Here is a 26,995-nt window from a genome sequence, read left to right as displayed (position 1 = left end):
CCCCGTCACCATTCGGCTTTCACCAGCGGCAGCTTCTGCTTCAGCCGCGTGAGAAGATCCTTCAGGCTCTGGCGATTGGCCTTGTCGCAGAGCTGAGCGTCGAGATCGGCCTGCACCGATTGCGACAGCCACCAGCTCATCGAGACTTTGGACATGGACAAGGTCTGGCCCTTGAAGCGCGCGCAAGTCGCGTCGAGCAGCGGATCATCGCCGCCATCGGCGACCAGCACGGGCTGCACGCGCACGCCGATCTGGAAGAAGCTCGCCGTCATATCGCCGGCGTAGCGGTCGGTGTCGGCGTTCATCTCGAGCAGGCTGCGCTGCGCGAGCGCCGCCTGCTCGGCGGCATGGCCGGCGCGCGTCGCAAGCAGAGCGTTCGCGGGCGCGGCGACGAGGCCGAAGAGATCGGAGACGAAGCTCACCCCCGGCGCGCCCAGCCGCGGCGTGCCCGCCGCGCGCGGCGGCAGCGTATCGTCGGTGAGCGCGCCGACGGGATCATTCTGCACCCACAGGATCAGCGGCGTGACGCCCTGGCCCTTCAGCGCGCGCGCCACATCGAGCGCGGAGGCGAGGCCGGCATTGTCGAAATAGCCGCCATCGACGACGCGGTCGCCATGGGAGCCGTCGCCCTTGGCGCGCAGCGTTCCCGCGGGCGAGATGACGGGGAAGCGCGCGCTGAGCAGCGCCGCGGTGGAGAGAAGAATGTCCGGCCCGTCGCGCAGCGCCGCGACGTCCTTGTCGCCCTGCGCCGCGGCCGGGCACATGTCGCCCTGCGGCGTCTTGCAGGGCGTCGAGATCATCTCGAAGAAATCATAGGCGGCGGGATAGAGCGGCGCGCGCGAATTGGTCGCGGGGGCGGGGCGCGTCGAAATCAGATCGGTTCCGATGATGCGCGTCCCGCTGTCCACCGACGTGCCGTTGAGCAGCAGCAGCGGCGCCCATTTGCCCGCCGGCGTCGCGCGCGCATAGCCGAGCCGACGGCACATGCCGGTCGCGGCGCCGCTCGCGCAGGGCTCGCCGGTCTGGATCAGCTCGCCGGTCCAATAGTCTTTCTTATAGGCGGCGTTGGTCACGAAGTCGTAATGACGCTCCCAGGATTTCTCGAGCAGAGCGGCGCGATCTTCCATCCAGCTCTCCTCGCCGAAGAAAAATTTGCGCGGCGAGAAATTGTCGCGAAAGCCGAGGCCGACGAAGGCGGGCGAGAGATAATCGCCGGCGACCAGCAATTGCAGGCAGTCGCGCCAGCTCTTCGTCGGGTCGCGATGCTCATGCGCGCCGACCCAGACGCGCGCCGAATTGACGCAGGGCGGCGTCGGCGCGTCCTTCTCCGCGGCGTCGGCGAGCGCGGCGCGGAAGATCGCCGAGCCGAAGGCGCCGCCGGAGACGCCAGAGAAGGCGAAGACTCGCCGGCCAGGCGAGCTCAGCTGCGGCGCATCGTGGAGATCGTCGTCGCGATCGATCAAATGGCCGATGACCGTCGCCGCCATATAGGCCGCGCGGCTGGCGCCGCCTTCGGCCGCGACGATCAGCGCCGGCGGACATTCCGTCTCGGTGCAGCCATTGGCCGCCTTCCAATTTCTCACCGCCTCGGTGATGTCGATCTGCCGATCCTCCTTCGAGGGCGCGCCGGAAGCCTCGGGCAGGGCGCGCACATCGTCGAGATGCGTGTTCGCCGCCGTGATCCCGGCCGCGAAGAGTATGGCGATCAGCAGCAGCGGGCGACCGGTCTCATAGCCCTTGCGCACCAGCCAGCTCGCGCCGAGCACGAGGCTGCCGAGCAGAAAGGGAACCAGCAGCGCGCGCGGCGCATGGTCGGACAAGAAGAAGGGCCAGATCAGCGCCGAGACGAACACCGCTGTCGTGGCGTGCAGCGAGGCGAAGGTCAGCCAGCGCAAATCCATGCTCGCGCCGATGAATTTGGCGATGCGCTGACGCTTCATTACAAAATAGACGAACGCGGCGGCTGTCGCAGCGTCGAGCGCCAGCAGCGCATAGATCTGGTCGCGCGTCGCCGTCGCCTCGGGGAGGATGGCGGCGTTCTCGATCGAGGCCTGCGCGCCCCAGAGGCCGAGCGCCACGGCGACGAAAGGGATTAGTCCGAGGAGACGCGGCGTCCAACAGATGACATGCCCGAAGCGTCGGCGCACATGGTCGCGGACGGAGCGTATGTCGTTGTCGCGCATCTCGACGCGCAGCAGATAGGGGATCATCCAGGCCGAATCGGCGTCCTCGAGCACGCGGCGCGCGCCGTAATGGACGGGGAAGGCCCAGACCAGGAAGATCGCGGCGAAGACGCTGAGCCAATAATGCGCGCCGAAGAGCAGCGCGTCGAAGGAGCGATCCGCGAACAGATTCTGCGCCTGATCGACGAGGCCGAAGAGGAGAAGGCCGGCGAGGGCGCTGACGACGCTCACGCGGCAGGCCCAGAGAATGCGCAATATCCAATAGAAGTCCGTCTTCCATTGCGGAGCTGGAGCCGTCACCTCCGCGTGAATCTCTGCTTTCGTCTCGAGCAATTGCGACATGATGCTCTCCATTGAAAAGGTCATGCCCGGACCTTCGCGGCCCGGCGGGAAAACCTGTCTTTAAGTCTACGCTAGGTCGTGACAGTGACAAGACGGCCACGCCCGCGGCCCGATTGCGCGCCAGGAGGCGTCGTCGGGGTGGACAAAGCGGCCGTCCCGTGGTTTGGCTGTGTATCGCCGCTTCGGACCGCCGGTCCGCGGCGCCGCTCTTCGACCCTCTCGCGACTGTTCCGCCCATGCCCGGACGCACGACTCTCTTTGTGATTATTTCGTGTTGTCTTTGCGTTATATCCGGCGCGCGAGCGGATTTTCGCCTGTGCAACAACACGACGAACAGAGTGAGCGTGTCCTTGGCCTATACGGACGGACGCAATTGGCTGTCGGAAGGGTGGTGGAATTTGCGTTCCTCCGCCTGCGAGACGCTGTTGCGCGGACCGCTGGCGGCGCAGTACTACTACGTATATGCCATGGACGAGCGTGGCGGAGAGTGGAAGGGCAAGGCGTTCATGTGCACGCGCGATCGCGAGTTCCGCATCGACGGGCGCGAGGACTGCTTCGCGCGCGGCTTCGACCGCACGGGCTTCTTCGAGATAGACACGGGGCGCGACGCCAAGAACTGGACGGTGCAGCTCACAGATCCGACGCCGTCGTCGACGCAGTGACGAAGACGGCCCGCGCGGCTCTGACAAAAGAGGATTGGGCGACAAAATGAGAAGGTTGCGGCGCGTGAAGATCATCGCGACGCTCGGTCCCGCGAGCGTCGAGAAGACCGTCGTGGCCGGCCTGTCGACGGCCGGCGCCGATGTGTTTCGGATCAATATGAGCCACACCGATCATGCCGGGCTCGCCGCCTATGTGCGCATGATCCGCGAGATCGAGGCCGAGACCGGCCGCGCCATCGGCATATTGGTCGATCTGCAGGGGCCGAAGCTCCGCATCGGCGCCTTCGCCGACGGACCGGTGCATCTGCGCAAGGGCGATCATTTCGTCCTCGACGCCGATCCGACGCCGGGCGACGCTGTCCGCGTGCAGCTTCCGCATCCTGAGATTCTGCAGGCGCTGAAGATCGGCGACGCCATTCTGATCGACGACGGCAAGGTGCGGCTGCATGTGGTCGAGACCTCGGACGACATGGCCCGCGCCGTCGTCGACATCGGCGGCCGCGTCTCCAACCGCAAGGGCGTCAGCCTGCCGGACACGGATATTCCGATCACCTCCATGACGCCCAAGGACCGCGTCGATCTCGACGCGGCGCTGATCGAGGGCGTCGATTGGGTGGCGATTTCCTTCGTGCAGCGCGCCGAGGATGTGCTCGAGGTCAAGCGCGTCGTCGGCTCGCGCGCGCTGGTCATGGCCAAGATCGAGAAGCCGCAGGCCATCGCCCGGCTGGACGAGATCATCGAGCACGCCGATGCGCTGATGGTGGCGCGCGGCGATCTCGGCGTCGAGGTGCCGCTCGAGAAGGTCCCGAGCCTGCAAAAGCGCATCACCCGCGCCGCGCGCCGGCTCGGCAAGCCGGTGGTGGTGGCGACGCAAATGCTGGAATCGATGATTCTGGCCCCGCTCCCCACCCGCGCCGAAGTGTCGGACGTCGCCACTGCTGTCTATGAGGGCGCCGACGCCGTCATGCTCTCGGCGGAGAGCGCCGCTGGTCAGTTCCCGATCGAGGCGGTGGCGACGATGAGCCGCATCGCAGAGGAGGTGGAGAGCGACGGCGTCTATCGCTCCATCCTCAACGCTCAGCGCAATGCGCCGCCCAATCCCACTGCCGCCGACGCCATCGCCGTCGCCGCGCGCGACGTCGCCGAGACGCTGGACTCCATGGCCATTTGCGCCTGGACGGCCTCCGGCGCCACGGCGCTGCGCATCGCCCGCGAGCGGCCGCGCCCGCCAATTCTCGCGTTGACGCCCAATCGTGACACGGCGCGCCGCCTGGCGTTGGTGTGGGGCGTCCATGCGCTGGAGACGCAGGATGCGCGCGACGTGGAGGATATGGTCGATCGCGCCAGCGTGAATTCGCTGGGCGAGGGCTTCGCCGCGCCGGGTGATCGCATCATCATCGTCGCCGGCATGCCCTTCGGTTCGCCGGGCGCGACCAATATGGTCCGGCTCGCGCTGGTCGGCGAGAAGATCGGCGCCTAGAGCGTACGCCGATCGAGCGGAAGCCCGTTCGATCGGTCGGCCTTCGCTCAGGTCAAGATCGCGGCGCGGCGGCCGACGACCATTCCATGATCAGCGTCGGCCGGCCTGCGAGGCTCGGCCGGCCTTCGCCGACACGCACGAAGCCTTCGCGCTCATAGAAGGCGACGGCGCGCTTATTGTCCTGATTGACGTCGAGCCGCAGCCGCGCGGGCGAGAGGCTGCGCGCCGCCTCGATCAGCGCCTCCGCCGCGCCGGAGCCGAAGCGCTCTGGATGCACGCAGAGCTGATCGAGCCAATGCGAAGCGGGATCGACGGTGACGAAGCCGACGAGCGTCCGCCCGGCGCCCTCGAGCAGCAGCAGCGTGCGCGCGCCGCCGTGTTCCAGCTGGATGATGTGATTCTTCAGCCAGTCGCGGCGCGCCTCGAAATCAATGTCCGCATAGGTCCGCCGCCAGGCGGCGACCCAGAGCTCGATGAGCTCGGCCCAGTCCGAATCGCGGCGCGCGACGATACGCGGGCCGGATATCGGGGGGCCGCCTGTCACGCGCGCGCCTTGCGCACTGTGTCGAGTAGGAGCCGGTGGATCGTCTCATTGCCGGCGCAGATCGCGCCCTTGGGCAGCATGTCGCCGCCGCCGTCGAGATCGCTGACGAAGCCGCCGGCCTCCCGCACCAGAACGATTCCGGCGGCGATATCCCAGGGCTTGATGCCGCGCTCCCAATAGGCGTCGTAGCGGCCGGCGGCGACGCCGGCGAGATCGAGCGCGGCGGCGCCCATGCGGCGAATATTGCCGGTCTTGGCCATGACGGCGGTCAGCTCCGTCTGGAAGAGCGCGTGGCGGTCCACCGCTGCGAGCGGGGGGATGCCGCAGGCGATGAGCGAGTCGCCGAGCGATTTGCGCGAGGCCACCCGCATGCGCCTGTTGTTATGATAGGCGCCCTGGCCCTTCTCGGCGACGAACATATCGTCGGTCGCCGGATTATAGACAACGCCGGCGACCAGCTGGCCCTCCCGCTCGAGCCCGATGGACACTGCGAAAATCGGGATGCCGTGCAGGAAGTTGGAGGTGCCGTCGAGCGGATCGATGTGCCAGGTGTGGGTCCTGTCGCTGCCCTCGACAGCGCCGCTCTCCTCCATGAGGAAGCCATAGCCGGGACGCGCGCGCGACAATTCCTCGAACACGACCTTTTCGGCGCGGCGGTCGGCGGCGGAGACGAAATCGCCGGGGCCTTTGACGGACACCTGCAAATTCTCGACCTCGCCGAAGTCGCGCTTCAGGCTGCGCCCGGCCTTTATGGCGGCGGCAGTCATGACGTTCATCAATGCGGATCGGATCATGGAGTCCTGAAGAATGGCGCGTGTGGGGGGAGGTGGGGCGAGGTCTCAAATGACAGGCCGGCGGCGGGCGCGTCAAGCATTCACTGACGTCCCGCCCGCATTCGCGCGCCCTCCGCCGCTCAGGCGTTAACCGGAGATAAACCCTGACGGCGGCGCTGGTCGCGGCCTTCACCGTTTCGAAAGCGCCATTTGGCCAGAGTGAGGCCCTCGGCCCCCTTCGTTGGAGATCAGTTCCGTGCCGTTCGATCCTGTGGAAATCCTCGAGACGAGAGGCGGCCGGCCCGCCGTGACCCTTCGCCGGAGCGACGCCGCGCCGAAAAACGGTCGCTCGCTCGCGTTCTCCAACCGGCCGGCGGCGCCCGATGGCGGGCAATTGCTGCGCGTCGGCCTGCTGCTGGCGCTCGCCGCGCTCTGCGCCGGCGCTCTGAAGGCGGGCCTCGGCCGCTCGGTCGTCGGCGCCGAGCGCACCGCCGATATGGAGCTCCAGCGGAACATCAAGAGCTGAGCCTAAGCGGTTTAGCTGGAAGGATATTCTGCGCCTCCACGCGCCTCGGCGGCGGAATTTTGCGCCATTCTTCGAGCAATGGTTAAAGCAGACCGATAAAAGGCGATATTTCATTTGCTTAAAGCCGGTCGCTAATGCGCCGCATCAGCATTGGCCGGGCAGGGAGAGGCGGGCGCGGACCCGCGCGGAGGCGGCTCGCGAGCCGTGACCTCGGGCGTAATACGTACGGATTCAAAGATTAAGGTTAAGCAAAACCTAATAAGGCGCGCCCCGCAAATTTGCGTTACATAGGTCTCATCGGAACGGCGCGGATCGAGCGCGGCGTTCGAGCGTTCGAGAGCGTCGTATGATGGGACAAGCGTCCGATTCGGTGGAGAGCATTCAGACTCCGGTCTCCTTCGTGGAGAAGCTGGCGGGGTCGGAGGCGTTCGGGGCCATGTTTCGAGAGGGCATGGCGCTGGTGGAGGAGGCGGCGGCCTATCTCGACGGCGATGGTCGGGACGACGCCAAATCGCTGCCGCGGCCCGAGGCTCTGGCCTATGCGGCCGAGAGCATGCGGCTGACGACGCGGCTGATGCAGATCGCTTCCTGGCTGCTGCTGCAGCGGGCGGTCAATCAGGGCGAGATCACGAGAGCGCAGGCCGCCAGCGACAAGCACAAGGTGCGGCTGTCGCAGCAGGAGCTCGCGTCCAATCCGGATGTTTTCGCGCATCTGCCGCAGAAGTTGCGCGATCTCGCCATTCACTCGCTGCGCTTGCAGGCGCGGGTGATGCATCTCGATCAGCTGATCTATGGCTCGGACGCCGGCTATCGCCAGAACCAGGCCGAGAGCCCGGTCGAGGCCCAGCTGCAGAGGCTGCGCAACGCTTTCGCCCCGGGCCTCTGAGGCGCCGGGTTCCCGAGACGAGAGAAACCAAAAAAGCCGCGCTCTCGAGCGCGGCTTTTTTTGGCGCCGGTGAGGGACGCGCTTACTTCTTGCCGAAGGACAGATTGCCGAAGCGCGAGTTGAAGCGCGACAGGCGGCCGCCACGGTCGAGCAGCTGAGCAGAGCCGCCGGTCCAGGCCGGATGCGTCTTGGGGTCGATGTCGAGGTTGAGCGTGTCGCCCTCGGCGCCCCAGGTCGAGCGCGTGAAATACTCCGACCCGTCGGTCATCACGACCCTGATCGTGTGATAGTCGGGATGGATTTCCTTCTTCATCGTCATTCCTCGAAATGAGAGCCGCGCCGACGCCGGCGTTTGGCGGCGCTCATAGCGCATGGCGCGCAAAGGAGCAAGGTCGCGTGAGCGGCGCCGGCAATTCTAGGCGCGTTGCGCCGCATTTTGGTCAGGCGGCGAGCAGACGCTGCACCTCGTTGACGAGGTCCTTGAGGTGGAAAGGCTTGGAGAGGATTTTCGCCTGCCGCGGGGCCTGATTGTCGGGATTGAGGGCGACCGCCGCAAAGCCTGTGATGAACATGACTTTTATGTCGGGATCGAGCTCCGTCGCGCGGCGCGCCAGCTCTATGCCGTCCATCTCCGGCATCACAATATCGGTGAGCAGCAGCTCGAAAGGCTCGACGCGGAGCTGGTCATAGGCGGAGAGCCCGTTGTCGAAGGACGTGACGGCGAATCCGGCCGTCTGCAGCGCGCGCACCAGAAAGCGGCGCATGTCGGTGTCGTCCTCCGCCAGCAGGATTTTCGCGGCAATCTTGTCGGTCATATCGCTCCTCGCATGTTCTATGTCATAAGGGCGCAGTTTGGTAAAAATCGGGTGAAAATAAGGACCCGCTCACGCCCGCCTCTGAAATTCTGGCCCTTGTTTCGCATGATCTGAAATTTTCGGGAATATGCGCGCTGAAAGAGTCTATGCTGCGCATCCGCGATATTCTCTCGAGGGGGCGATAGGAGAGTGAGAGCGATGAGGCGTCGACGATGATGGACGAGGAGCGGGCCGAGAGCCCGACGCCCGCCGATCCCGAGCTCCATGTTCCGTTCGAGCTGGTCGAGCCCATCGAGCTCTCGTCGCCGCTCGTCTTCTCGTCTCCGCATTCGGGCGACATCTATCCGGCGAGCTTTCTCGCCAGCTCGCGGCTCGACATCGGGAATCTGCGCCGGTCCGAGGATGCGCATGTGCATGAGCTCTTCGCTCTCGCGCCGGCGATCGGCGCGCCGCTGCTCAAGGCGCATTTCCCGCGCGCTTTTCTCGACGTGAATCGCGAGCCCTATGAGCTCGACCCGCGCATGTTCGAGGATGCGCTGCCGGAATTCGCCAACACGCGCTCGCTGCGTGTGGCTGCAGGCCTCGGCACCATTCCGCGCGTCGTCGCCGACGCTCGCGAGATCTATTCCAGCCGGCTGCGCGTCGCCGAGGCGCTGCATCGCATCGAGAGCCTGCACAAGCCCTACCACGCCGCTCTGCGCTCGCTGATGGAGCGCGCGCGCCGCAAGTTCGGCGTCGCTCTGCTGGTTGATTGCCATTCCATGCCCTCCAGCGTCGCCAAGGAGAGCGCCACCGGCCGCGGCGACAAGCGCAAGCCGGATTTCGTGCTCGGCGATCGTTTCGGCGCGAGCTGCTCGGGCGACGTCGTCGAGGCCATAGAGGCGCGGCTGCGGCAATGGGGCTATCATGTGCAGCGCAATCGCCCCTATGCCGGCGGCTATATCACCGAGCATTACGGCAGGCCGGGCGCCGGCTGGCATGCGGTGCAGATCGAGATTTCACGAAATCTCTATATGAACGAGGCCGATCTGCGTCGCAGCGTCGATTTCGATCTGCTGGCCTCCCGGCTCGGCGAGATCGTGCGGCTGCTGACGCAAATCGTCGGCCCGCGCGAGCAGCGCGCCGCCGCCGAATAAATCCACAGCGCCGGAGAGGCAATGACCGCCGTCGATTTCGAGAAATTCGTCGAACGCCTCGCCGACGCCTCTGGCGAGGCGATTCTGCCCTTCTTCCGCACCAGCCTCGCGGCGGAGGACAAAGCCCCGGGCGGCGCCTTCGATCCGGTGACGGAGGCCGATCGGGCCGCCGAGATCGCCATGCGCCGGCTGATCGAGGCGACTTTTCCGAGCCATGGAATCATCGGCGAGGAATTCGGCAATATCCGCGCCGACGCCGAATATGTCTGGGTGCTCGATCCCATCGACGGCACCAAGAGCTTCATCTGCGGCCTGCCGCTGTGGGGCACGCTCATCGGCCTCCAGCATCGCGGGCGGCCCTGCTACGGGCTGATGCACCAGCCCTTCACGCGCGAGCGCTTCTCCGGCGATGGCGCGGCCGCCTATTGGCGCGGGCCGGCGCGACATCACCATGTCGAGCCCAGCTGGAAGGCGCAGCCGCCGGCGCCGACCGAGGAGCGTCGCAAGCTGCAGACGCGCCCCTGCGCCACGCTCGCCGAGGCGACATTGATGACCACCTCGCCGAGGCTCATCGACGAGCGCCTCCGCGATGATTTTTTCAGAGTGGAGGCGCAGACCAGGCTCTCGCGCTATGGGGGCGATTGCTACGCCTATTGCGCGCTCGCCGCCGGACATGTGGATTTGGTCATCGAGACCAATCTCAACCCTTATGACATTGTCGCGCTGATCCCGATCGTCGAAGGCGCGGGTGGCGTCGTCACCACATGGGACGGCGGCCCGGCCGCGCAGGGCGGCGCGATCATCGCGGCGGGCGACAAGCGCGTGCATGAGGCGGCGATGCGGGCGCTCTCTGCGGGATGACCGCAGCCTCCGCCGCTCGACCGCGCTTCGACGAGACGCTACCCTCCGCGCGTCCTTATGCGAGGTCTCGTCATGCGGAATATTTTGCGCCTTTGCCTTCTCGCCTTCCTGTCCACCTTCGCCGCCGCCGCGCTGGCGCAGGCGCCTGCGACATCCATCGCCAAAGCGGGCAAGAGCGCGCCCGCCAAGCAGCAGCCGGAGGCTCCGGCGCAGGAACCTTCCAAGGAGCTGCCGGCCAAGGAAGCCGCTCCCAAACCGGTGGAGCTTCTCGACATAAACTCCGCGACGAAGGAAGAACTGAACGCGCTGCACGGCATTGGCGAGGCGCGCTCCGTGGCGATCATCAAGGGGAGGCCCTATAAGGGCAAGGACGAGCTCTATCAGAAGAACATCCTCCCCAAAGGCGTCTATGAGAAGATCAAGGACAAGATCATCGCCAAGCAGAAGTGAGCGCGCCCCGCGCGGTGGTTTGCAGCGAATTCTGATCGCTCGAACGGTCCGTTCGAGCGGAAAACGCTGTGACGCGCGGACGCTTCCTTGATCGCTTTTACCGACAAGCTGCCGATCGACGAGGTTCTGCCGCGCGTGACGGCGGCGCTCGGCGACGGGCGCAATCTCGTCGTTGTGGCGCCGCCCGGCGCCGGCAAGACGACGCGCATTCCGCTCGCTCTGCTGGACGCCGATTGGGCGAAAGGCGGCAAGATCATTCTGCTGGAGCCGCGCCGTCTCGCCGCGCGCGCCGCCGCCGCGCGCATGGCCGCGAGCCTGCGCGAATCCGTCGGCGAGACGATCGGCCTGCGCATGCGGCTCGAGTCGAAAATCTCCGCGAAGACGCGCGTGGAAGTCGTCACCGAAGGCGTTTTTGCGCGCATGATCCTCGATGATCCCATGCTCGAGAGCGTCGTCGCCGTGCTCTTCGACGAGTTTCACGAGCGCTCGCTCGACGCCGATGTCGGCCTCGCTCTGGCGCTCGACGCGCAAGCGGGACTGCGCGACGATCTGCGCATCATCGCAATGTCGGCGACGCTCGACGGCGCGCGCGTCGCGGGGTTGATGGGCGGCGCGGAAATCGTCGAGAGCGAGGGCCGCGCCTTTCCGGTGGAGACGCGCTATCTCGGCCGCGACTCCAATGAGCGCCTGGAAGAGGCCGTGATCCGCGCCGTGACGCGCGCGCTGGCGGAGGAGAAGGGCTCGATTCTGGTTTTCCTGCCGGGGCAGGGCGAGATTCAGCGCGTCGCCAATTTTCTCGGCGAGCGACGCCTTCCCGCTGATGTCGATATCGCCCCGCTGTTCGGCGCGATGGATCGCAAGGAGCAGGACCTCGCCGTCGCGCCCGCTGCGCCGGGACGCCGCAAGGTGACGCTCGCCACCTCCATCGCCGAGACCTCGCTGACCATCGAAGGGGTGCGCGTCGTCATCGACAGTGGCCTCTCGCGCGTCGCGGTCTTCGAGCCCGATCTCGGCCTCACGCGGCTCGAGACCGTGCGTGCGGCGCGGGCCAGCGTCGATCAGCGGCGGGGCAGGGCGGGGCGCACGGAGGCGGGCGTCTGCTATCGCCTGTGGGAAGAGGCCGCGACCGTCTCGCTGCCCGCTTTCGCCGCGCCGGAAATCCTCGCCGCCGATCTCTCGGGCCTCGCGCTCGATCTGCGCTCCTGGGGGCTCGACGATCCGGGCAAGCTCGCCTGGCTCGATCCGCCGCCGGCGCCGGCCTGGAAGGAGGCCGTCGCTCTGCTGCGCGCGCTCGGCGCGCTGGACGAGACGGGCGCGCTCACCGCGACCGGCCGCGCGATCCGCTCGCTGCCGCTGGCGCCGCGCCTCGCGCGCATGATCTTGGAGGCGGCGCGCCATGGCGAGGCCGAACGCGCCGCCGATCTCGCTCTGCTGCTCTCCGAGCGCGGGCTGGGTGGGACATCCAGCGATCTCTCGGACCGCTTCGATCGTTTCCGCTCCGACGGCTCGCGCCGCGCCCGCGATGCGCAGCGGCTTTCGGCGAGCTGGGCCAAGCAGGCGAAAGCCGCCGTCCGGCGTGAGGCGGAAGCCGATCTCTCCGATGGCGCGCTCATTTCCATGGCCTATCCCGATCGCATCGCCAAAGCGCGCGGCGCGGGCGGCGAGTTTCTGATGGCCAATGGCCGCGCCGCCGCCGTGCCGCCGCATGACGTTCTCGCCAAGGCGTCTTTTCTGGCGATTGCCGAGACTGCCGGCCGCGCCGCGCAGGCGCGCATTCTCGCCGCTTGCGCGCTCTCGGCCGAAGAGGTGGAGCGCATCGCCGCCGATCGCATCGAGACGCGCGACGAAACAATTTTCGATGCGCAGAGCGCGAGCTTGCGGCGACGGCGTTTTCGCAGGCTCGGGGCGATCCGCCTCGCCGAGCAGAATCTCTCGGTCGAGGCCAGCGAGGAGAATGCGGCCATTCTCGCGCGCGGCGTCGCCGGGCTCGGCGTAGCGCGTCTGCCTTGGAGCAAGGCGCAGGAGCAATTGCGTGACCGCATCGCTTTCCTGCGCCGCGCCGAGGGTGACGATTGGCCGGATGTCAGCGACGAAGGCCTCGCGCAGAGCGTCGAAGATTGGCTCGCGCCTTTCATTCTCGGCCGCGCCAGCGTCGCCGCCATAACGGCCGATGATCTCGGCGCCGCGCTTTCGGCGCTGCTTCCCTATGAGCTGACGCGGCGGCTCGACCTCGAGGCGCCCGCCTTTTTTGAGACGCCCGCCGGCTCGCGCCATGCGCTCGATTATGCTGCCGCCAATGGGCCGCTCTTATCGGTGCGCGTGCAGGAATTGTTCGGCCTCTCTGCGCATCCGACGCTCGCCAAGGGCCGCGTTCCCTTGACGCTGGAGCTCTTGTCGCCGGCGCATCGCCCCATTCAGACGACGCGCGATCTGCCGGGCTTTTGGGCTGGCTCCTGGAGCGAGGTGAAGCGCGAGATGAAGGGCCGCTATCCGCGCCATCCCTGGCCCGACGATCCCGCTGGCGCGGCGCCGACGACGCGGGCGAAGCCGCGAGGGACGTGAGTTGCGTCCAGCTCAGGCGACGTCCTCTAGCCGGTTGGCGATGAACTGGTTGATGCTCTCGCCGGCCTTGGCCGCTCGTTCCGCTATGCGCCTGTGAAGCTCGGGAGCGATGCGCAGCGACAGCGTGCCGGAATAAGGCTTGTCCGGCTCGACGCCGCGCTCCTCGCACCAGTCCCGATAATCGGCGATCGTCTCGGCGAAGGCTCGGCGCAACTCCTCAATGTCCCGGCCGGCGAAATGAAGCGTGGCGCGGGCGTTGACGACGACGCCGTTCATCGACGCGTCGCCCTCTTCGTAGGACACTTCGGCGATATAGCCGTCATGCTTCAGGATCATGGCTTTACTCCCGCGCTCTCGAGGAAGCGGCGAACGGCGGCGACGGCGCCCTTGTCCGTTTCGGGTCTCGGATGCGGGCGGTGAAAAACCGCCTCGGAGCCGGCGAGCGAGAACCGGACGCGAGAGCCGCGCCCCTCGTAACGCTCTGCCCCGAGCGCAATCAGAAGGCTCTCGATCTCCGCCCATCGCAGGTCCGGGGGGACGGGACGGGCGTAGATCGCTTCCAATGTGCGCCGATGCTTTGCGTTCATAAGTGTCGATACCAGAATATGGTATCGACCGCCAGAAGGGCAAGCGGAGGCTCGCGCCGACGACGCGGGCGAAGCCGTGGGGGCATGGTGCCATGACGGCTTGATTCCGCAAGCCGCAGCGACAGGTACAGCTGCCTGCCAGGCAAAGCAGCCTGCAAGGAATCTCGCCAATGACCGAGGTTCAGACGCTCGCGGAATTCGTCGATCGGGCGGAGCTCGAGGAGATGAGCGAGGCCGCGCTACGGCAATTGAAAATCCGCGTTCTCGACACGATCGGCGTCGCCATAGGCGCGCTCGACGCGGCGCCGATAAAGGCGATCCGCGAGATGACGCTGGCGCTCGGCGGCGCGCCGATTTCGACGCTCATCGGCGGAGGCAAGACCGCGCCCGATCGCGCCGCCTTCTACAATGGCGCGCTGTCGCGCTATCTCGATTTCATGGACAGCTATCTCGCGCCGGGCGAGACTTGTCACCCCTCCGATAATCTCGGCGCCGTTCTCGCGGCGGCGGAAATGCGCGACGCCAGCGGCGCGGAATTTTTAGCGGCGCTCGCCGTCGCCTATCAGGTCCATACGAGGCTCAGCGACGTCGCGCCGGTCCGGGCGAAGGGGTTCGATCACACGGTGCAGGGCGCCTATGCGGCGGCTGCGGGCGTCGCCAAAGCGCTGCGTCTCTCGCGCGAGAAGATCGCCAACGCCATCGCCATCAGCGGAACCGCCAATAACGCCTTGCGCGTGACGCGCACCGGCGCGCTCTCGCATTGGAAGGGGTTGGCCTATCCCAATACCGCAATGGCGGCGACGCATGCGGCGCTGCTCGCCGCGCATGGGATCACAGGGCCGGCGGAGGTTTTTGAAGGCAATAAGGGCTTTGAGGAGACGATTGCCGGGCATTTCGAAATCGATTGGCCGCGCGAGGATTTGGAGAGCGTGACGCGCACCATCGTCAAGAAGCACAATGCCGAGATTCATTCGCAATCGGCGATCGACGCGGCGCTCGACATTCGCGCGCGGCCGGGCTTTTCGGCGGCTTCTGTGCGCGAGGCGCGGCTCGAGACTTTCGCCGTGGCGTTTCAGATCATCGGCGGCGGCGAAGAAGGCGACAAGCGTCTCGTGCGCAATAAGGAGGAGGCCGATCACAGCCTTCCCTATATGCTCGCCGTCGCGCTCATCGACGGCGAGGTGCAGCCGGAACAATATGCGCCGCAGCGCATTCTCGCTGATGATGCGCAGACGTTGCTGCGCAAGGTGAAGATCGCCGCTTCGCCGGAGCTTACCGCTCTGTTTCCGAAATTTCTGCCGGCGCGGCTCGCGATCGAGCTCGAGGATGGGCGCCTGCTCGCCTGCTCGCGCGACGATTATCACGGCTTCTATACCGATCCCTTCGATTGGGAGGCGGCGCGACGAAAATTCGATCGCGTCACGCGCGAGAAGACGAGCGAGATCGAGCGCGACGCCATCGCCAATGTGATCGAGACGCTCGACCGGCGGCGCGTCGCGGAGCTGACGGGACTGCTGGGGCGCATCGGCGGATCGGCGCAGGGGGAGCGACGAATGCGAGCCTGAAGGCTCGCGGTCCAGGGACTGCGTTGGACCGTGAGCCCTCAGGCTCGCACTCGAGCACGCTAGGTGAACGCCATGGTCGAGACCACATTCTCCTTCATTCCGCGCGCCGCGCGCACCAGCAAGCCGCGCCAGCGCGGGCTCACCGAAATTCGTGGGCCTTATTACAGCGCCTATGGCAAGCGTCATCTCGCCGATCTCTTCGAGACCATGGGCGCATGGATCGACGGCGTGAAATATGCCGGCGGCTCTTTCGCGCTGATGCCGCCCGAGGCGGTGAGGAGCTTCAACAAGACCGCGCATGACCATGGCGCCTATATCTCGACCGGCGGCTGGCTCGAGAATGTGATGCGCTTCGGCCCTGACGCGATCGACCGCTACATAGAAGAGGTGAAATCGCTCGGCTTCGATGTGGTGGAGATATCGGCGGGCTTCGTCAGCCTGCCGGTCGACAGCCTGCTGCGGCTGGTGCGCATGGTGAAGAAGGCGGGGCTGAAGGCCAAGCCCGAGGTCGGCATTCAATTCGGCGCCGGCGGCGACACTTCGGCGGCGGAATTGGAGGCGGAGGGAACGCGCGACGTCTCCTGGCTCATCGCGCAGGCCGAGCGCGCGCTCGACGCCGGCGCCGACATCATCATGATCGAGAGCGAAGGGATCACCGAGAATGTGACGCGCTGGCGCACCGATGTCGCCGCGCGCGTGATCGACAGTCTCGGGCTCGAGAAAGTGATGTTCGAGGCCGCCGATCCGCCGGTCTTCGAATGGTACGTCAAGAATTACGGCAATGAGGTCAATCTATTCGTCGACCACTCGCAAATCGTGCAATTGGAGGCGCTGCGCCAGGGCATATGGGGCACGAAGAGCACTTGGGGACGCATTCAGAACGTCGGCGGGTGAGGAGGGGCCGCGGCGCGGCGGAGGCGACGTACGAGTTGCAACGGATTGATAGATTGCAACTTGCGGTTTATCAAAAGATTCAAATCAAGCGTTAATTTCGATTATTCGAATTAAATCGAGGTTCAGGTCGAGATCGATATCTCCCATGCTTCGGATTTGAAGTCGTTTTTCTGTGGTGTTGGTTCGTAAGGTGATCAAGATGGGCACTTCTACAGTAAATTATACGATTCCCGCCAATGCGGCGGATGGAACTCCCAAAATCGACGTCACGCTCAATCTGACATATTCCGATGCCCTGAATACCGACGGCTCGCACACTGTCACGAATGCGAGCGGGACCTATTCCGTGAATGGAACGGTCTACAATGTCACCGGCGTCGTCGATCCGAGCGGATCGACCGAGGGCGCGGACAATCATTTTTGGCCGAGCGGCAATGGCCCGAACGGCGCCTATGTCGACTACAACGGCCTCAATTTCGTGACCGATTATCCCGCCGCCAATGGCAATCAGACCGGCGGAAACGGCAGCTATGTCGGCCCCAATGTCGATCTCTACTATGATCCGCGTCAGCAAGCCTATCTTCAGGACACGGGCGTCCAGAAGAGCCCGCTCGCCGCGACCAATTTCAGCGCGACCGTGACCTGCTTCGTCACCGGCACGCTGATCCGCACGACGCGCGGCGATATCGCCGTCGAGAATTTGCGCATCGGCGATCTCGTCGTTACGACAGAAGGGCGCGAGCGTCCGATCGTGTGGATCGGCCATCGCAAGATCGATTGCACAGCGCGCGCGACGCCGCGCGACGCCTGGCCGGTGCGCATCGCAGCAGGGGCTTTCGGCGAAAATCGCCCGGCGCGCGATCTCTATGTCTCGCCGGGGCATGGTCTCTGCGTCGATTGCGTCGGCGAGGCGCTGATCCATGCGCAGAGCCTCGTCAATGGCGCGACGATCGCGCGCGTCCCGGTCGAGACGGTCGATTACTGGCATGTCGAGCTCGAGAGCCACGATATTCTGATCGCCGAAAATCTTCCGTCGGAGAGCTACAGCGCGACCGGCGAGCGCGGCTTCTTCCTCGACATCCAAGGCTCGCCGGCGTCGGAGCGGCGTTTCGACTCCGACTTCTGCCGCCCCTTCGCTTCGGCGGCGATGATCGCGGCCGTGCGCGAGCAGCTCATGGCCCGGACGGAGCGATTGGGCTATCGGCGCGAGCTCGATCCCTGCGTGCGCCTCCTCGTCGATGGGGCGGAGATCTCGCCGATCCGCGCCGAAGGCTCGGCGATATTCTCATTTCCGCACGACGCGCAGGACATTCGGCTGCTTTCGACGAGCTTTGTTCCGGCGGATGACACGGGACTCTGCGCCGACATGCGCCGCCTCGGCCTCTCTCTGAGCGGCCTGGTGGCGACGGATGGCCGGGAGATCGCGCGAATTTCGCTCGATCATCCGCAGCTCTCCGAATCCTTCCATCCAGAGGAGGCGGGCGAGCATCGCCCCTGGCGCTGGACGCAGGGCGATGGTCTCGCGCTGCCGCGGTCTCTGTTCTCGCAATTGAACGGCGCGCAGATCATGCTGGTCGTCGCCTATAATTGCGACCAGATGCGCGGATGGGCGCCGCCGCCGTCACGCCGCGACGTCTGCGCCATTGAAGTGGAGCGCCGCGAGGCGGCCTGACGAGAAAGGCGCCGGGCCGCTCACGCCGGCCCGGCGCGGAAGGTCCACAGGCGATTGCCCAGAAAGGACCAGAAGAAGACAATTCCCGTGGTGACGATCTGCGCCGGCAGATAGGGCGCCCCCATGTTCTCCACAAAGAGGCGCATGAAGCCATAGGTGAGGCAGAAGCCGACGAAGGCGACGAGGGCGAAACGCCATGTCGTCTCCTCATGCGGCCGCACGCTCTCGAAAGTGTGACGGCGGTTGAGGATGTAGGAGACCACTCCGCCGGATAGATAGCCGGCGAGCGCGCCCGGCACGGGCGTCCAGGCGGCGAGCTCGACGAGGCCGACGAGCACCGCATAATGGAGCGCTGTCGCGACGACGCCCACCAGGGCGAAGACGGAGAGCTGGCGGGGGAGCGACATGCGCCGACAATCGCATGTTTCCCGCTCCCGCGCGAGAGGGCCGAGCCCGCGGATGAGATCAGAAGCCTACTGACGCAGAACCAGCTTTCCGGCTCCCGCCTCGATGCGGGACAGGCGCGACAGGAAGGTCATGCCGAGGAGGCTGGCTCCCAGAGCATTGCGCTCGGCGACATAGGCGTCGACGTCGCGCAGCGCCACTTGGCCGAGCCGCGCCTCGCGCAGCTTCACGCGCGCCATGCGGGTGACGCCATTGGCGGTCTGGGCGGGGTATTTGAAATCGGCGGGCGCCGGCAGATAGCCGATCGCGGCGGCGTCCTCATAGGACAGCACGACCGTGCTCGCGCCCGTGTCCACCAGCATGCGGACGCGCTGGCCTTCGATCTCGACATTGGCGGAATATTGGCCGAGCCGATCGGCGGCGATGGTCGCCTCGCCGGGCGCCGCGAGCGGGGCCGCCGGCGCGACAGGCGCGTAAGCCCGCATCGGAGCGGCATAGTCGGCCTGCTGGCGGTAGGGCGAGGTCTTGGCCTGCACCTGGGTGAGAATATGAACGAGCGACTGAGATGCGACGAGCGTGATGAACGCCCCGCCAATGGCGGTGCGGAGGATGGAGCTGGACATCGACATGGTCCCTTAATGCCGGCGACACACCGCCGGCTACGGAAGGCAGAGTAGCGAGGGGACCCTGATCAATACTTAAGGAGTTTCCTTAAACTAGGGCGTGTCAGCGCTTTTTGGAGAGGCTGCGCTGCTCCTGGGCGACCTCCTGCTCGGGCGTCGGCTCACGCACCATCGGCGCCGAGCCGAAGCCGGCGCTCACCACATGCACCAGCGCGGTCCGCACGTCCCAGCCATGATCCGTCAGCGTGATGTCGTAGCAGGCGCGCGGCTCGCCTATGTCGGATTTCTTGCCCGCCTTCGCCTGCTGGGCGATTACTTTCGCCTTGATCTGCGGATTCTCGACGAGAGACGCGAGACCGCGATCCTGCAGATGATGATCGGTGCTGAAATCGTCGATCATGGAGGTCGTCGGCTTGTCGAACTCGCAGAGATTGGCCAGCAGGCCGACCTGCAGCAGCCGCAGCGCCATGCGCGGCTCCAGCGCGTTCAAATCGCGGGCGACGCGCCGACGGTCCTTGGCGTCGAGCCGCTCGAAGAGCATGGGCGGCACGCGCTGCTCGATCGTCGCCTCGCCGAAATCCAGCTTGACGCCGGCGATCTCCGCGCCGCGCAGCCCGCCGAAGCGATCCGCCAGAGCCGCGAGGCCGTCGCCGATCGCATTGGCGTTGACGATGGCGAAGCCGATCGCCAGAACGAGGCCGACAGTCGCGATCAGGCTCTTCAGCGCCGCGAGCGCCTCCTGCATCCCCTTTATGTCCATTTCTCCTCCGAAACCGCTCGCAATATCGCGTGATGATAGCGGAGGCCGGCGGGCTTCGCCATTCGGGGCGCCGGCGCGGAAGCGCACATGCGCTTGCGCCCCGCCGCCGGTTCGGCTAAGGGGCTGTGCTTCATGCACTCCAGCCCGCCGGAAGAGCCGTGGCGCAGTCCAAGAAGCCTGTCGCGATCATCATGGGGTCCCAATCCGATTGGGCCACCATGCGGCATGGCGCCGAGACGCTCGATGCGCTCGGCGTCGGCTATGAGGCGCGCATCATATCCGCCCACCGCACGCCGGACCGGCTCAGCGCCTTCGCCAAAGGCGCCGAGGCGGAGGGATTCGAGGTCATCGTCGCTGGTGCCGGCGGCGCGGCGCATCTGCCCGGCATGACGGCGGCGCATACGACGCTTCCCGTGCTCGGCGTGCCGATCGAGAGCGCCGCGCTCTCCGGCATGGATTCGCTGCTCTCCATCGTGCAGATGCCGGGGGGCGTGCCCGTCGGCACTCTGGCCATCGGCAAGGCCGGCGCGATCAACGCCGCTCTGCTCGCCGCCGCCATTCTCGCGCGCGGCGACGCCGAACTCGACGCGCGGCTGAAGGATTGGCGTCGCCGCCAGACCGAGCAGGTCGCCGAGACGCCGAGCGACGATGCGGGAACCAAATGACCAGTCTGCGCCCCGGCTCCACCATCGGAATATTGGGCGGCGGCCAGCTCGCCCGCATGCTGGCCAAGGCCGGCGCGCGGCTCGGCCTGCGCGCCCATGTCTATTCGCCCGTGGCGGATGATCCTGCCTTCGAGGTCTGCGCCGCGCGCACCATCGCCGCTTTCGAGGACGAGACGGCGCTCGCCGGTTTCGCCGCCGCCGTCGATGTCGTCACATATGAATTCGAGAATGTGCCGTCGCAGACGGCGGCTTTTCTCGAGGCGCATTCGCTGGTGCGGCCCAATCCGCGCGTGCTGGCGCTGACGCAGGACCGGCTCACCGAGAAGAATTTCGTTCGCGGCCTCGGCATAGAGACGGCGCCTTTCGAGAATGTCGAGAGCGTCGACATGCTGGCCGCCGCCGTGTCGCGCCTCGGCCTGCCCGCCATATTGAAGACGCGGCGCTTCGGCTATGACGGCAAGGGCCAGATCATGCTGCGCGAGGGCGCCGATCTCGCCGGCGCTTTCGAGCAGCTCGGCCGCGCGCCTTGCGTCCTCGAGGGCTTCGTGCCCTTCACGCGCGAGGTCTCTGTGGTGGCGGCGCGCGGCGCGGACGGCGCCTTTCGCGCCTATGACGTCTGCGAGAACGTCCATGAGCATCATATTCTCGCGCTGACCGTCGCGCCGGCGCGGATTTCGCCGCAGACTGCGACGGCTTCCGTCGAGATGGCGCGAAAAATCGCCGAGGCGGCCGATTATGTCGGCGTGATCGCGGTGGAGATGTTCGTCGTCGAGACGACGGGCGGCGAGCTTCTCGTCGTCAATGAGATCGCGCCGCGCGTGCATAACTCCGGTCATTGGACGCTGGACGGCGCCGTGACCTCGCAATTCGAGCAGCATATGCGCGCCGTCGCCGGTTGGCCGCTCGGCTCGACGCGCCGCCATGGCGCGCGCGTGGAGATGCGCAATCTGATCGGCGACGAGGTCGACAAGTGGCCGGAGCTGCTGGCGGAGGAGGGCGCCTCGCTCCACCTCTACGGCAAGAAGGAGACGCGCCTCGGACGCAAGATGGGGCATGTGACGCGGGTGTTCGCGGAAGACTGATTGGGCGTATCAGCGCGCCTCCGCCACCCTGCGTCGGGCCGCCACGGCCAGATTGCGCTCCACCAGCGGCGCTATGCCGGCGACGATGCGCTCGACGCCGGCCGCATTGGGATGAATATGGTCCTCCTGCATCAGCGCCGGATTGCCGAAAGCGCCCGCGAGGAAGAAGGGATAGAGCGAAGCGCCCCAGCGCGCGGCGAGCTTCGGATAGATCTGATCGAAGGTCACATTATAGACGAAGCCGAGCTCCGGCTTGGACAGCATGCCGCCGATGACGACGCGGGTTCCGCGCTTCTTATAGCCGTCGAGTATCCAATCGAGATTGCGCGCGACGACGGCCGGATCGGTCTGCGTCAGCATATCATTGCCGCCGAGCTCGACGATGACGACGTCGGCGTCATAATCCTGCGGCGTCGAGGCGAGCCGGGTGGCGGCGTCGGCGGTGGTGTCCCCGGCCATGGAGCCATTGACGACATCGACATTGCGATAGCCGTCGGCGCGCAGCCGCCGCGCTAGCGCCGGGCCGAAGCCATAGCCTTCCGGCACGCCGAGGCCGGAACTGAGACTGTCGCCCAATATCAGCAGCTTCAATGGGGAGGACGGCTGGCTCCGCGCGGGCGAGCCATGGATCGACGCGGCGAGCGCGATCGCGGCTCCGAGAGCGGCTCCGAAGCGGAAAATTTCACGGGCCATTTTGCACCTCGAACGCCTGAAATGAAATCGAGCGGACGGTAGAGGCGGCGCGTTGATCGACCATGAAAAAAGCCCGGCGGATTCGCCGGGCTCTTAAATCTTCTCAATACTTTGGCTTGGCCGTTACTCGGCGAACTCCATGATCACCGCATCGACGGCGAGGCTGTCGCCCGGCTTGGCGGCGATCTTCTTGATCGTCACGTCGCGCTCGGCGCGCAGCACATTCTCCATCTTCATGGCTTCCACCATGCAGAGCGGCTCGCCGGCCTTCACCTCCTGGCCCTCGACGACGTCGACTGTCTTGACGAGGCCGGGCATGGGGCACAGCAGATGCTTGGAGACGCCGACATTCTTCTTCTTCGGCATCAGCGCGTTGAGCTCGGCCTCGCGCTTGGTGAAGACGCGCGCGTCCACCGCCACGCCCTGGTGCGAGAGCTGGAAGCCGTTGAGGATCGGCCGAATCTGCACATAGATGGAGGCGCCGTCTATGGTCCCCTCGAAGACGGGATCGCCCGGCCGCCAATGCGAGGAGATGCGGCGCGTGCGGCCGTCCTCCTCTTCGAAATGGACGATCAGCGCCTCGCCCTGCGTGTCCAGCGAGACGTGGAACGACAGCTCGCCGAGCGAGCAGACGCGCTCGCGCTCGAACTCGAACGGCCGGCCATGGCCGAGCTGGCCGCTGATCAATCGCTTGCGTTCGTTGCCGATGTGATCGACCAGCGCGGCCACCGTCGCCAGCACATGGGCGACCTCGCCATCCGGCTGCGGGGCGGCGAAACCGCCCGCATATTCCTCCGCGATGAAGCCGGTGGAGAGCTGGCCGGAACGCCAACGCTCATGCTGCATCAGCGAGGCGAGGAAGGGGATGTTGTGGCGAATGCCGTCGATCACGAAGCGATCCAGCGCGCTGCCCTGGGCGTCGATCGCGGCGAGGCGGTCGGGGCCATGGGTGACGAGCTTGGCGATCATCGGATCGTAATGGATCGAAATCTCGCGGCCCTCGGCGACGCCCGTGTCATTGCGGACGGTGATCGCACCCTCGCGCTTCTCCTCCGGCGGGCGGTATTTCACCAGACGGCCGATGGAGGGCAGGAAGTTGCGGGTCGGATCCTCGGCGTAGATGCGGCTCTCCACCGCCCAGCCGTTGATCGTCACCTTCTCCTGGCGCAGCGACAAAGGCTCGCCGGCGGCGACGCGAATCATCTGCTCGACGAGATCGATGCCGGTGATGAGCTCGGTGACCGGATGCTCCACCTGCAGGCGGGTGTTCATCTCGAGGAAGTAGAAGCTCTTGTCCTGGCCGGCGACAAACTCCACCGTGCCGGCGGAATCGTAATCCACCGCCTTGGCGAGGGCGACGGCCTGCGCGCCCATGGCGGCGCGGGTCTCCTCGTCGAGAAGCGGCGAGGGGGCTTCCTCTATCACCTTCTGATTGCGGCGCTGAATGGAGCACTCGCGTTCGTTGAGGTGGATCACATTGCCATGCTTGTCGCCCAGCACCTGAATCTCGATATGGCGCGGGTTGACGATGAATTTCTCGATGAAGACGCGGTCGTCGCCGAAGGAGGAGGCGGCCTCGGAACGGGCGCGGTTGAAGCCCTCGACCACTTCCTCGGCCTTGAAGGCGACGCGCATGCCCTTGCCGCCGCCGCCGGCGGAGGCCTTCAGCATCACCGGATAGCCGATCTCATTGGCGATGCGGACCGCCTCTTCGCCGTCCTGGATGACGCCGAGATAGCCGGGAACGACACTCACCTTGGCGGCGGAGGCGAATTTCTTCGACTCGATCTTGTCGCCCATCGCCTCGATCGCGCGGGGATTGGGGCCGATGAAGACGATTCCGGCCTCGGCCAGCGCCTTGGCGAAGGCGGCGCGCTCGGAGAGAAAGCCATAGCCCGGATGCACGGCCTCGGCGCCGGTCTCCTTGCAGGCCGCGACGATCTTGTCGATCAGCAAATAGGATTGCGCAGCAGGGGGCGGGCCGAGATGAATGGCCTCGTCGGCCATTTCGACATGAAGCGCGTCTGCGTCGGCGTCGGAATAGACTGCGACCGTCTTTATGCCCATGCGGCGAGCGGTCTTGATGATGCGGCAAGCGATCTCGCCACGATTGGCGATCAGGATTTTACGAAACATGCGCGCCCCGATACATGCGGAACGGCGCGCCTGCCATTCTCGACCAGCGAGAAAAGCGGGCGCGCCGGGATTTGATCTGCGTCAGGCCTTGGCCTCGGTCGAATCGTCGGCATGGCTGACCTCCACCCGGTCGACGATGCCGAATTCCTTGGCCTCCTCCGCGGACATGAAGTGATCGCGATCGAGCGTCTTGTCGATCGTGTCATAGTCCCGGCCGGTGTGCTTGACGTAGATTTCGTTGAGACGCCGCTTGATCTTCATAATATCCTCCGCATGGCGGAGGATATCCGAGGCCTGGCCCTGGAAGCCGCCCGAAGGCTGATGGACCATGATGCGGGCGTTGGGCAGAGCGATGCGGTTGCCGGCCTCGCCGGCGCAGAGCAGCAGCGAGCCCATGGACGCCGCCTGGCCGATGCAGAGCGTCGCCACCTTGGGCTTGATGTATTGCATCGTGTCGTAGATCGCGAGACCGGAGGTCACGACGCCGCCCGGCGAGTTGATGTAGAGAAAAATCTCGCGCTTCGGATTCTCGGCCTCGAGAAACAGGAGCTGGGCGATGATGACCGAGGCCATATGGTCCTCGACCTGACCGGTCAGAAAGATGATTCGCTCGCGCAGCAAGCGCGAATAGATATCGAAGCCGCGCTCTCCGCGGCTCGTGTTCTCGATCACCTGGGGGATCAGATATTGGTTGTAGACGTCGATCGGATCACGCATCTGTTTTGCGCCTTTTTTAGATTTGACTGGCCTGCGACCGATGCGCCACGCAGCGGGGCTCTATGCTCCCCGGCTCCGCGGCGGCCTCTTCGACCCGCCGTCCTTCCCCCGCATGGAGTGAAAGCCACGAGCCAGCTTTTGGCTCGTTGGTAGCATATTGCGGCAAGCCGTCCAGACACAAACCGCAAAAGGGGCGGGCGGAAACCCCGGGGCCGCCCTTAATCGGCCCCGGGTCGGCGCGCCGGATCAGGCGGCGGGCTGGGCCAGATCGTCGTCTTCCTCGGCTGCGAGCAGCTCTTCCTTGGTCACGGACTTGTCGGTGACGCTGATCTTGGTGACCAGATGGTCGACGACCCGCTCCTCATAGAGGGGGGCGCGAATCTGGGCGAGGGCCTGCGGGTTATTGCGGTAAAAGTCCCAAACCTGCTTCTCGCGGCCGGGGAAGGCGCGCACGCGCTCGACCAGCGCATCGGTGACGTCCTTGTCCTCGACCGTCACGCCGGCGCCCTGGCCGATCTCGGCCAGCACCAGGCCGAGACGCACGCGGCGCTCGGCGATCTTGCGATATTCCTCGCGCGCCGCCTCTTCCGTCGTGTTCTCGTCCTCGAAGCTCTTGCCGGAGCGCTTGCGCTCTGCCTCGAGCTGGTTCCAGATCGTGTCGAACTCCTGGGCGACGAGACCCTCGGGCAGCTCGAAGCTATATTTCTTGTCGAGAGCGTCGAGCAGCGAGCGCTTCAGCTTGGCGCGCGAGGCCTTGGCGTAATCCGCCTCGAGATTGCCGCGCACGGCGAAGGTCAGCTCGGCGAGTGATTCGAAGCTGTATTTGCTGGCGAAAGCGTCGTCGATCGGCAACTCCTTGGGACCGAAGACGCCCTTGACGGTCACGTCGAACTCGGCGTCGCGGCCGGCGAGCGTCGGCACGCCGTAATCCTCGGGGAACTTCACCTTGACGACGCGCTGCTCGTCCTTGGCCGCGCCCTCGAGCTGCTCCTCGAAGCCGGGGATGAAGGAGCCCGAGCCGAGAACCAGATCGACGTCGCCGCCCGTGCCGCCCTCGAAGGGCTCGCCGTCGAGCTTGCCGGTGAAGTCGATGGTGACGCGGTCGCCCTTGGCGGCGGCGCCTTCTTTCGCCTCGAACTCGCGGATGCGCTCGGCGAGATCGGAGATCGCCTTCTGGACCTCCTCCTCCGAGACCTCGGCGATGGGACGCTCGATGGCGATGTCGTCGAAAGCGCCGAGCTCGATCGCCGGCAGCACCTCGAAGGCGACGGAATAGGAGAAGTCGCCCTCGGCCTCGAGCGCCTTCTCGACCTCGGCCTGATCGGTCGGGAAGTCGAGGCGGGGCTCCATGGCGACGCGCAGGCTATTGTCCTCGACGATCTTGCGATTGGCCTCGTTGACGGCCTCCTGCAGGACCTCGCCCATTATGCCTTTGCCATAGATCTTCTTGAGATAGGAGAGGGGCGCCTTGCCGGGGCGGAAGCCCTTGATCTGCGCCTTGCCGCGCAGCTCGACGAGCTGCGACTCGAGCTTGGCGGCGAGGTCGCCGGCCGGAAGCACCACTTTGAACTCGTGTTTCAAGCCCTGCGACAGGGTCTGCGTCACCTGCATGTCGTTTTCGCCTTCTCGAATCTCGACCAGTCCGGCGTACGCCGGGAAAAAATCTCTGCCGCCGGCGCGCGTCGGATGGTGCGGGCGGAGGGAGTCGAACCCCCACGACTTGCGTCACCGGAACCTAAATCCGGCGCGTCTACCAGTTCCGCCACGCCCGCCGCCTCGACGCGCAAACGCCCGACGAGCCGCCGGCTCGCGGGTGAAACGCCAAAGGACCGAAGCCACGAGCCATCCGGCGTCGAAACGTCGCGGCGACAATCGAAACGCCGGCTTCGAAATGCCGGCGTCGACGCGCGGACGCGGCCACGCGCCGGCTCGGGCGGGGGGTCTATAGCACGACGCGCCGCCGGCGCTAAAGAAAA

General features: G+C 66.0%; 27 protein-coding genes and 1 tRNA gene. 13 read left to right on the top strand and 15 right to left on the bottom strand.

Annotation, left to right across the window (positions count from 1 at the left end; translation table 11 throughout):
• Nucleotides 1-5 precede the first annotated feature (5 nt).
• Complete coding sequence (locus METLW3_RS0111930) at nt 6-2,525, bottom strand: hypothetical protein (RefSeq protein ID WP_157516558.1); 2,520 nt, start codon at nt 2,523-2,525, stop codon at nt 6-8.
• A 236-nt stretch (nt 2,526-2,761) separates the two neighbouring features.
• On the opposite strand from METLW3_RS0111930, the gene METLW3_RS0111925 reads away from it, so the two are divergent.
• Both METLW3_RS0111925 and pyk read left to right on the top strand, forming a co-directional pair.
• A complete protein-coding gene (locus METLW3_RS0111925; RefSeq protein ID WP_024880138.1) occupies nt 2,762-3,187 on the top strand; it encodes a DUF1036 domain-containing protein in 426 nt (141 codons plus the stop codon).
• A gap of 46 nt (nt 3,188-3,233) precedes the next feature.
• The gene (gene pyk / locus METLW3_RS0111920; RefSeq protein ID WP_024880137.1) at nt 3,234-4,667 is read left to right on the top strand and encodes a pyruvate kinase; all 1,434 of its coding nucleotides are present in this window, start codon (nt 3,234-3,236) and stop codon (nt 4,665-4,667) included.
• A gap of 52 nt (nt 4,668-4,719) precedes the next feature.
• Here the strand turns inward: pyk and METLW3_RS0111915 are convergent, their stop codons facing one another.
• Both METLW3_RS0111915 and METLW3_RS0111910 read right to left on the bottom strand, forming a co-directional pair.
• The gene (locus tag METLW3_RS0111915; RefSeq protein ID WP_024880136.1) at nt 4,720-5,211 is read right to left on the bottom strand and encodes a GNAT family N-acetyltransferase; all 492 of its coding nucleotides are present in this window, start codon (nt 5,209-5,211) and stop codon (nt 4,720-4,722) included.
• Entirely contained in the window at nt 5,208-6,005 is a 798-nt protein-coding gene (locus tag METLW3_RS0111910) for an inositol monophosphatase family protein (RefSeq protein WP_024880135.1), read from the bottom strand. The genes METLW3_RS0111915 and METLW3_RS0111910 overlap by 4 nt, the downstream gene beginning before the upstream one ends.
• A gap of 235 nt (nt 6,006-6,240) precedes the next feature.
• Between METLW3_RS0111910 and METLW3_RS0111905 the strand changes: the two genes are divergently transcribed.
• Complete coding sequence (locus METLW3_RS0111905; protein ID WP_134188095.1) at nt 6,241-6,510, top strand: hypothetical protein; 270 nt, start codon at nt 6,241-6,243, stop codon at nt 6,508-6,510.
• Between the two features lie 346 nt (nt 6,511-6,856).
• Entirely contained in the window at nt 6,857-7,396 is a 540-nt protein-coding gene (locus tag METLW3_RS0111900; RefSeq protein ID WP_026598783.1) for a DUF1465 family protein, read from the top strand.
• Between the two features lie 82 nt (nt 7,397-7,478).
• Here the strand turns inward: METLW3_RS0111900 and rpmE are convergent, their stop codons facing one another.
• Both rpmE and METLW3_RS0111890 read right to left on the bottom strand, forming a co-directional pair.
• On the bottom strand, nt 7,479-7,709 hold the full coding sequence (gene rpmE / locus METLW3_RS0111895; RefSeq protein WP_024880132.1) for a 50S ribosomal protein L31: 231 nt from the start codon (nt 7,707-7,709) through the stop codon (nt 7,479-7,481).
• 127 nt (nt 7,710-7,836) lie between these two features.
• Nucleotides 7,837-8,211, bottom strand: coding sequence for a response regulator (locus METLW3_RS0111890; protein ID WP_018265194.1), 375 nt, complete (start codon nt 8,209-8,211; stop codon nt 7,837-7,839).
• A gap of 215 nt (nt 8,212-8,426) precedes the next feature.
• Between METLW3_RS0111890 and METLW3_RS0111885 the strand changes: the two genes are divergently transcribed.
• The 4 genes from METLW3_RS0111885 to hrpB all read left to right on the top strand — a co-directional run bounded on the left by METLW3_RS0111885 (nt 8,427) and on the right by hrpB (nt 13,220).
• The gene (locus METLW3_RS0111885) at nt 8,427-9,347 is read left to right on the top strand and encodes an N-formylglutamate amidohydrolase (protein WP_134188115.1); all 921 of its coding nucleotides are present in this window, start codon (nt 8,427-8,429) and stop codon (nt 9,345-9,347) included.
• 21 nt (nt 9,348-9,368) lie between these two features.
• Nucleotides 9,369-10,208 carry a histidinol-phosphatase gene (gene hisN, locus METLW3_RS0111880; RefSeq protein WP_024880130.1) on the top strand — a complete coding sequence of 280 codons (840 nt, stop codon included), beginning with the start codon at nt 9,369-9,371 and terminating at the stop codon, nt 10,206-10,208.
• A gap of 72 nt (nt 10,209-10,280) precedes the next feature.
• The gene (locus METLW3_RS0111875) at nt 10,281-10,658 is read left to right on the top strand and encodes a helix-hairpin-helix domain-containing protein (RefSeq protein WP_024880129.1); all 378 of its coding nucleotides are present in this window, start codon (nt 10,281-10,283) and stop codon (nt 10,656-10,658) included.
• A 90-nt stretch (nt 10,659-10,748) separates the two neighbouring features.
• Nucleotides 10,749-13,220 (top strand): ATP-dependent helicase HrpB, encoded by a 2,472-nt coding sequence (gene hrpB, locus METLW3_RS0111870; protein WP_024880128.1) that lies wholly within the window; start codon nt 10,749-10,751, stop codon nt 13,218-13,220.
• Between the two features lie 12 nt (nt 13,221-13,232).
• On the opposite strand, the gene METLW3_RS0111865 is transcribed toward hrpB, so the two are convergent.
• A complete protein-coding gene (locus METLW3_RS0111865; protein ID WP_051465413.1) occupies nt 13,233-13,556 on the bottom strand; it encodes a type II toxin-antitoxin system HicB family antitoxin in 324 nt (107 codons plus the stop codon).
• Nucleotides 13,553-13,807, bottom strand: coding sequence for a type II toxin-antitoxin system HicA family toxin (locus METLW3_RS0111860; RefSeq protein WP_024880126.1), 255 nt, complete (start codon nt 13,805-13,807; stop codon nt 13,553-13,555). Before METLW3_RS0111860 ends, METLW3_RS0111865 begins: the two co-directional genes overlap by 4 nt.
• 170 nt (nt 13,808-13,977) lie before the next feature.
• On the opposite strand from METLW3_RS0111860, the gene METLW3_RS0111855 reads away from it, so the two are divergent.
• The 3 genes from METLW3_RS0111855 to METLW3_RS25490 all read left to right on the top strand — a co-directional run bounded on the left by METLW3_RS0111855 (nt 13,978) and on the right by METLW3_RS25490 (nt 17,938).
• Complete coding sequence (locus tag METLW3_RS0111855; RefSeq protein ID WP_024880125.1) at nt 13,978-15,372, top strand: MmgE/PrpD family protein; 1,395 nt, start codon at nt 13,978-13,980, stop codon at nt 15,370-15,372.
• 72 nt (nt 15,373-15,444) lie between these two features.
• The gene (locus METLW3_RS0111850) at nt 15,445-16,266 is read left to right on the top strand and encodes a phosphosulfolactate synthase (protein ID WP_024880124.1); all 822 of its coding nucleotides are present in this window, start codon (nt 15,445-15,447) and stop codon (nt 16,264-16,266) included.
• A gap of 199 nt (nt 16,267-16,465) precedes the next feature.
• Complete coding sequence (locus tag METLW3_RS25490; RefSeq protein ID WP_024880123.1) at nt 16,466-17,938, top strand: Hint domain-containing protein; 1,473 nt, start codon at nt 16,466-16,468, stop codon at nt 17,936-17,938.
• 20 nt (nt 17,939-17,958) lie between these two features.
• Here the strand turns inward: METLW3_RS25490 and METLW3_RS0111840 are convergent, their stop codons facing one another.
• From METLW3_RS0111840 to METLW3_RS0111830, 3 genes are all read right to left on the bottom strand, one after another.
• Nucleotides 17,959-18,345, bottom strand: a complete 387-nt coding sequence (locus METLW3_RS0111840) for a GtrA family protein (RefSeq protein ID WP_024880122.1) — start codon at nt 18,343-18,345, stop codon at nt 17,959-17,961.
• Nucleotides 18,346-18,411: 66 nt separating this feature from the next.
• Complete coding sequence (locus METLW3_RS0111835; RefSeq protein ID WP_245267323.1) at nt 18,412-18,966, bottom strand: TIGR02281 family clan AA aspartic protease; 555 nt, start codon at nt 18,964-18,966, stop codon at nt 18,412-18,414.
• A 103-nt stretch (nt 18,967-19,069) separates the two neighbouring features.
• On the bottom strand, nt 19,070-19,726 hold the full coding sequence (locus METLW3_RS0111830; protein ID WP_024880120.1) for a hypothetical protein: 657 nt from the start codon (nt 19,724-19,726) through the stop codon (nt 19,070-19,072).
• Nucleotides 19,727-19,917: 191 nt separating this feature from the next.
• Here METLW3_RS0111830 and purE point away from each other — a divergent pair, with 191 nt between their 5' ends.
• The gene (gene purE / locus METLW3_RS0111825) at nt 19,918-20,391 is read left to right on the top strand and encodes a 5-(carboxyamino)imidazole ribonucleotide mutase (protein ID WP_036291589.1); all 474 of its coding nucleotides are present in this window, start codon (nt 19,918-19,920) and stop codon (nt 20,389-20,391) included.
• Complete coding sequence (locus tag METLW3_RS0111820; protein ID WP_024880118.1) at nt 20,388-21,473, top strand: 5-(carboxyamino)imidazole ribonucleotide synthase; 1,086 nt, start codon at nt 20,388-20,390, stop codon at nt 21,471-21,473. The genes purE and METLW3_RS0111820 overlap by 4 nt, the downstream gene beginning before the upstream one ends.
• Nucleotides 21,474-21,482: 9 nt before the next feature.
• Here METLW3_RS0111820 and METLW3_RS0111815 read toward each other — a convergent pair whose 3' ends face one another.
• The 5 genes from METLW3_RS0111815 to METLW3_RS0111795 form a co-directional block, all read right to left on the bottom strand.
• Nucleotides 21,483-22,166, bottom strand: a complete 684-nt coding sequence (locus tag METLW3_RS0111815) for an arylesterase (protein ID WP_024880117.1) — start codon at nt 22,164-22,166, stop codon at nt 21,483-21,485.
• Between the two features lie 123 nt (nt 22,167-22,289).
• Nucleotides 22,290-24,302, bottom strand: coding sequence for an acetyl/propionyl/methylcrotonyl-CoA carboxylase subunit alpha (locus METLW3_RS0111810; RefSeq protein WP_024880116.1), 2,013 nt, complete (start codon nt 24,300-24,302; stop codon nt 22,290-22,292).
• An 81-nt stretch (nt 24,303-24,383) separates the two neighbouring features.
• A complete protein-coding gene (locus METLW3_RS0111805; protein ID WP_024880115.1) occupies nt 24,384-25,019 on the bottom strand; it encodes an ATP-dependent Clp protease proteolytic subunit in 636 nt (211 codons plus the stop codon).
• Nucleotides 25,020-25,265: 246 nt separating this feature from the next.
• Nucleotides 25,266-26,630, bottom strand: coding sequence for a trigger factor (gene tig / locus METLW3_RS0111800; protein ID WP_024880114.1), 1,365 nt, complete (start codon nt 26,628-26,630; stop codon nt 25,266-25,268).
• A 76-nt stretch (nt 26,631-26,706) separates the two neighbouring features.
• Nucleotides 26,707-26,791: transfer RNA gene (locus tag METLW3_RS0111795), tRNA-Leu, on the bottom strand.
• Between the last annotated feature and the right edge of the window lie 204 nt (nt 26,792-26,995).

Origin of the sequence: Methylosinus sp. LW3 (genome assembly GCF_000527115.1) — a bacterium.
Taxonomy (GTDB): Bacteria; Pseudomonadota; Alphaproteobacteria; order Rhizobiales; family Beijerinckiaceae; genus Methylosinus.
Note: the sequence above shows the minus strand (reverse complement) of the source record. Positions and strands in the feature narration are given on the sequence as shown.